Raw genomic sequence first — 9,240 nt, forward strand, 5'->3', positions numbered from 1 at the left:
GCTGCGGGTGGGCCGGGGCGAGGCGGCGGCGTCCGTGGGCGACGGATCGGCGGTGACCGCGTCGCCGGTGGCCGTCGGGTCCGCGGAGCCGGGCACGACCGCCGGGAGGTCGGCGGGCAGGTCCTGGGCGACCTGGCTGGCACCCGGCGAGCCCTTGAGCACCACCAGGACGGTGGTGCTGGCCGCCAGGCCGGTGATCGCGAGCAGGGCGCGGCGCATGGGAGGTGCCTTCCTACAACTCGAAGGTGGCGAGGTGGATCTGCCGGCGGGGCACGCCGGCCCGGCGCAGCACGACGAGCGACTGCTCGACCAGGCCGGGTGGCCCGCAGAGGTAGACGTCCCGCCGGAGGAGGTCCGGGACCAGCCGGCGCAGGCCGGCCGGGCTCAGCACCTCCCGGGGGCCGGGGTCGTGCCGCGAGCCGACGACGTACCAGATGCGGACGTCCCGGGCCTGGGCGAGCCAGTCCAGCTCGCGGTGCAGCAGCACGTCGGCGGGGGTGCTCGCGCGGTAGATGAGTGCCGCGCCCGGCGGCAGTTCCTCCAGCATGGCGCGGATCGGGGTGATGCCGCTGCCGCCGGCGATCAGCAGGGCCTGTTCCCGGACGCGGTGGGCGGCGGTGAACGTGCCGGACGGACCCTCGGCCCAGACGCGCGTGCCGGGGTCGAGGTCGCGCAGGTCGCGGGTGTGTGCGCCGACCACCTTGACGGTGAGCCGCAGCCAGCGGCCGTTGGCGGCCGCGGAGACCGAGAACGGGTGGGACTGCCACCACATGCCGGGGGTGAGGAACCGCCAGCGGAAGTACTGGCCACCGAGCAGCTCCAGCCGGCCGAGCCGGTCGCCGGTCAGGTAGACGGAGATGGTGTCCGGGCTCTCCGCGACCACGTCTGCCACCCGCAGGTTGTGCCGCAGGTTCAGTCGCAGCGGGGCGACCACCCGGCCCCAGAGCAGGGCGGCCACCACGACCACGTACAGGGCGATCCACATGGTGCGCACCGGGCCGGGCCGGAACAGCTGGGCGCCGTTGCTGAACTGGTGGGCGAAACCGAGCAGCAGCACCAGGTAGCTGGACAGGTGCAGCGCGTGCCAGAGCTCGTACGGCAGGGCGGCACGGACGGCCCGGACGCTGGTGAAGCCGACGAGCACCATCAGGCCGGCCGCCGCGAACGCGGACACCATGTCCTCGTAGTCGCGCAGCAGCACGCCCGCCTCGGTGAACACCGAGTTGTTCTCCAGGTCGGCGTACCCGACGAGGATCAGCGACGCGTGCGCGAGCACCGCCACCAGCAGGGTGGCGCCGACGTCCCGGTGCCAGCGGGCCAGGTTCTCGCCGCCGATCCAGCGTTCCAGCGCCGGGAGGCGGCTCATCATCAGCACCTGCACGAGCAGCAGGTAGCCGGCGACCAGGCCGGTGATCCGGCCGGCGGCGGTGACCATGGCGGCGGAGTTCTTCAACGAGCCGGCGGGGGTGTCGAGCCACCAGGGCAGCACGCTGGCGAGCAGGCCCACCACGAGCAGGACGGCCACCGCTCGCCGGCCGCCGGGTCCGCGCCGCGGCGGCACGCCCGGCGGGACGTCCGCAGCCGACCGGCCGCCGTGCCGGGACGAGGTCCCGGTGCGGCGGCCGGAGGCGTGCGTGTGCGGGTACGTCACGCGTACAGCTTCATCGGGGTGTACTTCTGCCGGGGGAAGATCTTGTCCACCTCCGCGTTGGTGAGCCCGAAGCGGCCCTGCGCCACGGCCCCGTAGACGTTGAACATGTTGTTGTACTCCGGTACGTCGCCCGAGTCCAGATCGTTCAACCCGTTCCAGGTACCGAGCAGCGACCCGGCGAGCTTGCGGCCGGACAGCACGGTGACCACGCCGCCGTGCCCGTGGTCGGTGCCGCCGCCGTTGGAGGCGACCCGCCGGCCGAACTCGCTGGACACCATGACCGTCACGTCGTCGGCGCGGTCGCCCAGGTCGGTGAAGAACGCGGCCAGCGCCGAGGCCAGCTCGTTCAGCCGCCGCCACAGCTGGCCGCCCTCGCCGGTGCCCTGGTTCTCGTGGGTGTCGTAGCCGCCCATGCCGACGGTGGCGACCCGGACGTTCGCCCCGCCCTTGATGAGCTGGGCGAGCTGCTTGAACGCGTTGCCGACGCCCTCGTACCTGACACCCTCGGCCGGCTGGTACGGCTTCGCGGCGAGCCGCTGCGCGGTGGCCAGCGCGCCCAGGCCGTCCTGGACGGCCTCCTCGACCGGGTGGTTGATGCCGGTGAAGAGACCCTTGATGGCCTTCTCGGTCGCGGCCCGGAACCTGTCGTCGCCGTTGAGCCGCAGCGAGCCGACGTTGTTGAGGGACAGCGCGCCGTTGGTGCCGACCAGCGACCGGGGCAGGGTGCTGCCGATGCCGACGCTGCGGAACGCGGTGCCGGTGCCGAGCGCGTCCACCAGGCTGTCCAGCCAGCCCCGCCCGCCGGTCTCGCCGGGCAGACCACCCAGGTTGCAGGCGTCGGCGGCCTGGAAGTGGCTGCGGGACAGCCGCTCGTCGGAGACCGCCGGGATGAAGCCGAGCTGGTTGGACCTCAGCCACGGCTCCAGCGGCTTGAAGGCGCTGGTCAGCTTGAAGTTGCGCCCGACCGCGAGGGAGTCCCCGCCCAGGAGCAGGTCGGGACGGGCCTTGGCGAGCACCGGGTCGTCCGGGGCGACCAGGCTCAGCCCGTCCAGTCCGCCGTAGAGGAAGACGTGGATCAGGGTGCCGGTCTTGGTCGCCGCGAACGACGCCGAGGTGGTGACGAACTGGGCGGTGGCCAGCGCGGTGGCGGTGGCGGCGGCGCCGGCGACGAAGGTCCGCCGGGTCACCCCGCGACCGTCCTGCTGGGCCTCCTCCAGGTCCTCGAGCCGGCGGTAGCGGTCCCGCTCGGCGGCGTTCTCGGCGGTGACGATGTCGGCCTCGGCCCGCAGCAGCGCCTCGGCCGGGTTGTCGGCCAGCCGCCGCACGTCGGGGCAGTCGGGGTGCAGGGGGAACGTGTGCACAGTCTTCTCCATGGGAGGCCTCAGCGGAGGTGGTGCTGGGGGGAAGCGAGGATCGCCCGCGCGACGGCGTTGACGGCCCCGTTGAACGTCGCGTCGACGCGGGCGCCGGAGGCGACCCCGGCCACACCGAGGATCAGCGACTTCTCCTTGGCGCTGAGCTTCTGCCCCACCAGGCGCAGGGCGAGCGCGTCCACGTACGCCCCGGCGGTGGTGGGCGGCTTCGCCACCAGCTTCTCCGCCTTGGTGTGCGTGAAGGCCGTCCGGTAACCGGCGAGGATCTCGCCGGCCTCGTTCCAGCCGTTGACCATCGTGCCGGCCGAGGTCCACGCGACGTAGACGTCGGGGTAGCCGTCCGGGGTGGGCTGACCCATCGGGTACTGGCCCAGCTCGCGCATCTTGTCGTGGATCTGCCGCAGCCCGCGGGCGTACGGGGTGCGCTTGCTGTCGCCGTTGTCGTGGTTCGGCGCCGCTTCCGGGGAGACGCCCGCGGAGCGGTACGTGGCGACCACGTACTCCATCGGCCGCCGGACCTTCTGCCCCACGGCCGCCCAGAACTCCGAGGAGCTGAACAGCGTCATGAGCAGCGGCTTGACCATGCCCTTGTTGACCGTGTACGCCTTCGCCAGCCGGTCCACGAGGGACTTCGGCGGGGTGTCCGACACGAAGCGGGTGGCCAGGCTCTGCGCGACGTATCGCGCGGTCGACGGGTGCAGCGCGATGTATGTGAGGTACGCGTCGATCGCCGCCTCGGCCTTCTTCGGGTCCGAGGAGTTGTTGGCGTGGGTGAAACCGAGGATCTTCACCTTGCCGACGTAGTGCCGCTCCGGGCGGAACACGTACTTCCCGTCCTGCACGCCGCGGCCGGTCTGCAGCATCGCGGCCTGCCGCACGTCCTTCTCGGTGTAGCCGCCGTCGACGCCCACCGAGTACAGCTCCAGGTTCTCCCGGGCGAGGTTCTCGTTGACCGCGTCGGCGCGGGAGTCGTTCTGGTTCAGGTAGAGCAGCAGCGCCGGGTGCCTGTTCGCGGCGAGCAGCATCTGCGGGTAGCTGCCCAGCGCGTGTGCCCGGACGACGTCCCGGTCGAACGAGTTGCGGTAGACCTCACCGCCGTCGAAGTCGGCGGCGACGTGCAGGAAGTCGTTCCAGAAGTCGACCATCACCTCGAAGAGCTGGCGGTCCGACCAGATCTGCCGGGCGATGGTGGCGTCCACCATCTCCCGCTCCGGCTGGGCGCCGCGCTCGTTGAGCTGGTCCCGCTGCTCGCGCAGCTGCTCGGAGCTGAGCTTGAGGGTCGACAGCTCGGCGAGCTTCAGCTCGGCCTTCGTCGGCGCGATCTTGTCGGGGTCCATCTGCCAGCGCAGCCACCCGTCGATCCCGCGCTCCTTGATCTCGGCGAGGACCTTCGGGGTGGCCCCGAACGTGGCGCGCCGGGCGAGGTGCAGGACCGGGTCCTTGGCCAGGACCGTCTTGACGGTCACCTTGGTCTCCGCGGCGGCGGCGGCCGGCCCGGAGAAGGTACGACCACCGGCCGGGTTGTTCTTCTTCAGCGCCTCGCCCGCCCGGGAGCCCATGTAGCTCTCGTTCTGCTCGGTGTAGGTGCGCACCGTGCTGGGCTGCTGGCCGCTGGGGCGGGCCGCGGTGCCGTCGGTGACGGTGGTGCCGGTGGCGTCACCGGCCGTCGCGGACTCGTCGCCGAAGAGGCCACGGATCTGCGGGGTCATCGCCAGCGCGGCGCCACCGGCGACCACCGCGGCGGTGCCACCGATCGCGGCCAGCGCCTTGCGCCGGTCGACCTTGCGACCCGGCTCACCGTCGTCGTCCAGGTTGGGCAGTCCGGGACCGGCCGCCGGGACTCGGGCGGGCTGGCCGAAGCCCTGCGGTCCCACCCACTGCGAGCCCTGCGGAGCGGGCTGGGCGTACGGGCTGCGGGAACCGGTCTGTGCCGCGTACCCGGGCTGGGCGTACTGCCCCCGGGGGTCGGTCTGGGGCGGGTAGCCACCCTGCTGGGGGGAGTCGTAGCCGTACGGCGTGGACGTGTAGCCGTCGTACGCCGGGGAGGTGGGGTGCTGGGTTCCGTCCCACCCGCGGTCGTCCCGCGGTCGACGTGGTGGCACATTCTGGTCGGCCATGTACCAATCCTGTTTTCTCTTGCGCCGCAACGACCGGGACCGGGGAGGGTTCGGGTGCGGCGGCTGATGCCTGAGGAGGTTGCTACGGGAAGGTAGCCAAGGGGTCGAGCGCCTTCAAGCAGCGCCGGAGGGCCGCGAAACGTCACTTAAGACGGTGCTGAGCGCCCCGCCGCGACCCCCGATCGCGGCCCGTTCGGCGACAGACCTCGCGAGCAGGGCGGACGCGACACATCGGGGGCCGGACGTAACGTTTTCCGCACACGCGGCGCTTTTCGCGCCGTTCATCGCAACAGGCAAACTTAAGGAAGTGCTAAGCCCGGGCTCACCGGCCGCACGGGCGTCCTGCCGTGCTACACGGGTGTCGTCGGCAAAGTAGCAGCAGAGGGGGAGCGTGAGCCACCGTCGCAGCGGGTATGCCGCCGGACCGCTGAACGCGTGAGGGGAAGGCACATGCTCAGCAAAGAGGATCAGCGTAGGTTCGAGCAGATCACCCGTCATCTCCGGGAGAGCGACCCGGCGTTCTTCGCCAAGGTGGACAACCGGGCCCGGGCCCGCCGCGGCCGCTACCTGATGCTGTTGACCATCGTGCTGTGGGCCGCGCTACCGGCGATGACCGTACTGGCCGGGAGGCTGGCCGGTGCCATCTGCGCGGTGGTGCTGATGGCCAACGCCGCGCTCATGTGGCGCTACCGCCGGCGCTGGCTCTGAACGTCCGCCGCTCTCACCGGCCGAGCTGCCGGTACGCCCGGCGCAGCCGTTCCACCAGACCGGGACCGCCGATGGCGGGGGCCGGTGCGCCGAGCTGCCGCAGCAGCAGGTCCGGGCCGGTCACCAGGGTGGGCGGCCGGTCGGGCAGCGGGACGGGCGGCACCCAGAAGCGGTCCACCGTCTCGGCCAGCGGCGCCGGGGTGAGGCCGGCGAGCGCCCGTGCGGCGCCGGCGGGGGCGACGGGAATGGCGGGGGCGGCCTCCGCGGCGGCGCCGGCCACCGCGTCCGCAGCGGTGGGAGTGGATCCGTCCGCCGTGGACGGTCCGCCGGCTCCACGCAGTGCCCGCAGGCGGTCCAGCAGCTCGGCGCGGCTTCGGCCCCGCCAGTGCAACAGCTCGAACGGGTCGGCGTCGAACGCCTCGGCGAGCAGGTAGAAGGTGGCCGCCAGGTGTTTGCAGGGCACCGCGAAGTCCGGGCAGCTGCACCGCTGGCGAAGCTCGGCCACGCCGGTCGGGAAGAGCGGCGCGCCCGCTTCGGCGAACAACTCCTCCAGCTCGGCCGGCAGGTCGCCGGCGAGCAGGCGGGCGCTGAAGAACGCCTGTCCGGCCACCTGCTCCTCGATCCGGGACCAGAGGGCGGGCGGGAAGGCCGGTAGGGCGACGCGGACCTGGTAGGGCTCCGCCCGGGACCCCTGCACCACGGCCGCGACCTCGCCGGGCGCGACGTCCAGGCGGAGGACCTGGCCGGCCCGGGCGTACGACCGGCCCCGGGTGAGCCGGGTGCCCAGGGCGAAGGACTCCAGCACCTCCAGGAAGCGGCGCGACCACCACGACCGGCCGATGGCGCCCCGGGTACTGCGCGCCTTCAGGCCACCGTCGACCCGGCGGGGCCGGCCGTAGTCGGCGAACCGGCCGCCCTCGGACCCGGTCACCCCGCCACCGTCCCATCGTCCAGTGTGAACAGTTCCCGCAGCTGGGTGGTGGACAACTCGGTGACCCACTGTTCGCCGCTGCCGACGACCCGGGACGCCAGGCTCCGCTTGTCGGCGATGAGCGCCGCCACCTTCTCCTCCACCGTGCCGGCGCACACGAACTTGCGGACCTGGACCCGCCGCCGCTGACCGATCCGGTACGCCCGGTCGGTGGCCTGGTCCTCGACGGCCGGGTTCCACCACCGGTCGACGTGCACGACGTGGTTGGCGGCGGTGAGGGTGAGCCCGGTGCCGCCGGCCTTGAGGGACAGGACGAACAGCGCTGGCCCGTCCGCGGACTGGAACCGGGTGACCATCGCGTCCCGGTCGGCCTTGCCGACCCCGCCGTGCAGGAAGAGCACCTCCCGGCCGAAGCGGGCCGACAGGTGACCGCGCAGCATGCCGCCGAACTCGGCGTACTGGGTGAAGAGCAGCGCCTTCTCCCCCGCCGCGAGGACCTCGTCGAGGATCTCCTCCAGCCGGGCCAGCTTGCCGGACCGCCCGTCCAGCGCCGATCCGTCGCGCAGCAGCTGGGCGGGGTGGTTGCAGATCTGCTTGAGCCGGGTCATGGTGGCCAGCACCAGGCCGCGCCGTTCGATGCCGTCGCTCGCCTCGATCTTCGCCAGCATGTCGTCGACCACCGCGCGGTAGAGCGCGGCCTGCTCGGCGGTAAGCGTGCAGACCACCTCCATCTCCAGCTTCTCGGGCAGGTCGGAGATGATGGAGGAGTCGGTCTTGAGCCGGCGCAGCACGAACGGACCGGTGATGCGGCGCAGCCGCTCGGCCGCCTCGGCGTCGCCGTGCCGCTCGATCGGTTCCGCGTACCGTTTCTTGAACGTCGCCGCCGGGCCGAGCAGGCCGGGATTGGCGAACTGCATGATCGACCACAGGTCGGCGAGGCGGTTCTCCACCGGTGTGCCGGTGACCGCGATCCGGTGCCGCGCGGGCAGCGCCCGTACCGCCTCCGCCTGGCGGGTGGAGGCGTTCTTGATGGCCTGCGCCTCGTCCACCACCACCCGGTGCCAGTCGATGCCGGCGAGGTCCACCGCGTCCCGGGCGGCCACCGTGTAGGTGGTGACGACCAGGTCCGCGTCGTGCACGGCCGTGGTGAAGGCCGCCCCGCGCGCCCGCTCCGCGCCGTGGTGCACGTGTACGCGCAACGCGGGCGCGAACTTCGCCGCCTCCCGCTGCCAGTTGCCGACCAGCGACATGGGGCAGACCAGCAGGGTCGGACCGGCGGTCGGCGGGTCACCGGCGAGCAGGGCCAGCAGCTGCACCGTCTTGCCCAGGCCCATGTCGTCGGCGAGCACGCCACCGAGGCCGAGCGACTGGAGGAAGGCCAACCAGGCCAGCCCCCGCCGCTGGTACGGGCGCAGGGTGCCCTGGAAGGCCGGCGGCGGGTCGAGCGGGGTCAGCCGGCGCTCGACCGCACCGGCCAGCAGGTCACCCAGCGACCCGTCGGCGGCGATCTCCAGCACCGGCAGGGCGTCCGGCTGCCCGTCGTCGCCCAGGCCGAGCCGGAGCAGGTCGCCGACGGTCAGCTCGCCGGAGGACCGGAGCAGCCGGAGCCCGGCGGCGAGCCGCTTCGGGTCCAGCTCCACCCAGCGGCCCCGCATCCGGACCAGCGGCGTCTTCAGTGCGGCCAGCGCGGTCAGCTCGTCGGCGGTCAGCGGCTGGTCGCCGAGGGCCACCTCCCACCGGTAGTCGACCAGGGCGTCCATGCCGACGCCGCCGCCGGTGGTGGCGACCGTGCCCGGAGCGGTACGGCTGCGAGCCTGCAACCGGGCGCCGAGCCGGGACGACGGTCGCTGCCACCAGGACGGCAGCAGCACCGTGAAGCCGGCCGCGTGCAGCACCGGCGCACCCTCGCGGAGGAACCGGTGCGCGCCCTCGACGTCCAGCTCCAACGCCTCCGGGGTGGCGGTCCGTAGCGCCCCGTCCACCTCCGGCCAGAGCCGGCTGGCCCGGCCCAGCTCCGCGAGGAGGGTCTCCTGCGGAGCGGCGAGGCGGGTCACCGTCTCCGGCGCGGACCAGATCGTGTCGGCGTCGACGTGCAGGCCCGGCTCGTCGGCCGCCTGGAGGCCGAACTCCACCCGCCACCGGTCGGGCACCGGCACCGGCGTGCCGGGGTCGGCCGGCACCACGACCAGCGGTCCGTCGACCTCACCGGCCGGCGGCTCGACGAGGCGGAAGCTCGCCCGGACCGCCCCACCGGCCGCGTCGCGTTGCCAGGCGTCCAGCTCGCTCCGCAGGGTCTCCAGGGCCGCCGGGTCGGCGGTGAAGTCGCGGCGCGGCCCGGTGAGCGCGGCCAGCCAGTCCGGCACCGCGCCGAGGCGCCGTACGCCCCGGGCCAGCGCGGCGTCGGCGAGGCGGGCCCGTACGGCGGCGTCGGTGAGCGCGTCGAGGACCTCGGCGACGAGC

At 73.3% G+C, this 9,240-nt stretch carries 6 protein-coding genes and 1 pseudogene; 1 reads left to right on the plus strand and 6 read right to left on the minus strand.

Annotation, left to right across the window (positions count from 1 at the left end; translation table 11 throughout):
• The 4 genes and pseudogenes from AB0I76_RS15770 to AB0I76_RS15785 all read right to left on the minus strand — a co-directional run.
• Positions 1 to 219: pseudogene (locus tag AB0I76_RS15770) on the minus strand (FMN-binding protein); the annotation flags it as partial.
• Between the two features lie 13 nt (positions 220 to 232).
• Positions 233 to 1,651, minus strand: a complete 1,419-nt coding sequence (locus AB0I76_RS15775) for a ferredoxin reductase family protein (protein WP_357035158.1) — start codon at positions 1,649 to 1,651, stop codon at positions 233 to 235.
• Positions 1,648 to 3,012: a DUF1501 domain-containing protein gene (locus tag AB0I76_RS15780; RefSeq protein ID WP_357035161.1), complete on the minus strand. Its 1,365-nt coding sequence runs from the start codon at positions 3,010 to 3,012 to the stop codon at positions 1,648 to 1,650. The genes AB0I76_RS15775 and AB0I76_RS15780 overlap by 4 nt, the downstream gene beginning before the upstream one ends.
• Before the next feature lie 20 nt (positions 3,013 to 3,032).
• Positions 3,033 to 5,141 (minus strand): DUF1800 family protein, encoded by a 2,109-nt coding sequence (locus AB0I76_RS15785; RefSeq protein ID WP_357035164.1) that lies wholly within the window; start codon positions 5,139 to 5,141, stop codon positions 3,033 to 3,035.
• Between the two features lie 450 nt (positions 5,142 to 5,591).
• Between AB0I76_RS15785 and AB0I76_RS15790 the strand changes: the two genes are divergently transcribed.
• Positions 5,592 to 5,849, plus strand: coding sequence for a DUF3040 domain-containing protein (locus tag AB0I76_RS15790; protein WP_357035167.1), 258 nt, complete (start codon positions 5,592 to 5,594; stop codon positions 5,847 to 5,849).
• A 13-nt stretch (positions 5,850 to 5,862) separates the two neighbouring features.
• On the opposite strand, the gene AB0I76_RS15795 is transcribed toward AB0I76_RS15790, so the two are convergent.
• Together AB0I76_RS15795 and AB0I76_RS15800 are read right to left on the minus strand one after the other, a co-directional pair.
• Positions 5,863 to 6,780, minus strand: a complete 918-nt coding sequence (locus AB0I76_RS15795; protein WP_357035171.1) for an SWIM zinc finger family protein — start codon at positions 6,778 to 6,780, stop codon at positions 5,863 to 5,865.
• Positions 6,777 to 9,240, minus strand: a 2,464-nt coding sequence (locus AB0I76_RS15800; protein ID WP_357035174.1) for a DEAD/DEAH box helicase, incomplete at its 5' end; no start/stop codon positions are given. The genes AB0I76_RS15800 and AB0I76_RS15795, both read right to left, overlap by 4 nt.

It is taken from the genome of Micromonospora sp. NPDC049799 (genome assembly GCF_040656655.1).
GTDB lineage: Bacteria > Actinomycetota > Actinomycetes > Mycobacteriales > Micromonosporaceae > Micromonospora.

Coding starts and splice junctions, on each gene's coding strand:
- AB0I76_RS15785 (WP_357035164.1), bottom strand. CDS start 5,141: ATGGCCGACCAGAATGTGCCACCACGTCGACCGCGGGACGACCGCGGG.
- AB0I76_RS15790 (WP_357035167.1), top strand. CDS start 5,592: ATGCTCAGCAAAGAGGATCAGCGTAGGTTCGAGCAGATCACCCGTCAT.